2 protein-coding genes are annotated in these 919 nt (G+C 70.9%); both read right to left on the reverse strand.

Annotated elements, in window-relative coordinates; genetic code table 11:
- The coding region (locus tag IE318_RS44415) for a GTP-binding protein (RefSeq protein WP_189908495.1) at window positions 1-416 on the reverse strand (416 nt) is incomplete at its 3' end.
- 2 nt (window positions 417-418) lie between these two features.
- Window positions 419-919, reverse strand: a 501-nt coding sequence (gene cysD, locus IE318_RS44420) for a sulfate adenylyltransferase subunit CysD (RefSeq protein ID WP_189908496.1), incomplete at its 5' end; no start/stop codon positions are given.

Below are 919 nucleotides of genomic sequence, written 5' to 3' on the forward strand. Positions count from 1 at the left end.
TGCTCGACGACGCCGTTGCGGGCGTCGACCAGGATGACGGTCAGCTCGGCGGTGGAGGCGCCGGTGACCATGTTCCGGGTGTACTGCACATGGCCGGGGGTGTCGGCGAGGATGAAGCGGCGGCGCGGGGTGGCGAAGTAGCGGTAGGCCACGTCGATGGTGATGCCCTGCTCGCGCTCGGCGCGCAGGCCGTCGGTGAGCAGCGCGAGGTCGGGGGCGTCCTGGCCGCGGCTGGCGGAGGCGCGTTCCACGGCCTCCAGCTGGTCGGCGAGGACCGACTTGGAGTCGTGCAGCAGGCGCCCGACGAGCGTGGACTTGCCGTCGTCGACGGACCCGGCGGTCGCGAACCGCAGCAGGGTGGTGGCCGACAACTGCTCGACCGACAACGGCTCGGTGGGTTCGGTGGTGCTGGTCATGACTAGAAGTACCCCTCGCGCTTGCGGTCTTCCATCGCGGCCTCGGAGAGCTTGTCGTCGGCGCGGGTGGCGCCGCGCTCGGTGAGCCGGGAAGCGGCGATCTCGGTGATGACCTGCTCCAGCGTCACCGCGTCGGAGTCGACGGCACCGGTGCAGGACATGTCGCCGACGGTGCGGTAGCGCACCTGCCGCTTCTCCACACTCTCGCCGTCCCTCGGGCCGCCCCACTCGCCGGCGGTCAGCCACATGCCGCCCCGCTGGAACACCTCGCGCTCGTGGGCGAAGTAGATCGCGGGCAGCTCGATGCCCTCCCGGGCGATGTACTGCCACACATCCAGCTCGGTCCAGTTGGACAGCGGGAACACCCGGACGTGCTCGCCGGGCGCGTGACGGCCGTTGTACAGGTTCCACAGCTCCGGCCGCTGGCGGCGCGGGTCCCACTGGGAGAACTCGTCCCGCAGACTGAACACCCGCTCCTTGGCGCGGGCCTTCTCCTCGTCCCG

This window comes from Streptomyces spiralis (genome assembly GCF_014654675.1).
Lineage (GTDB): Bacteria > Actinomycetota > Actinomycetes > Streptomycetales > Streptomycetaceae > Streptomyces > Streptomyces spiralis.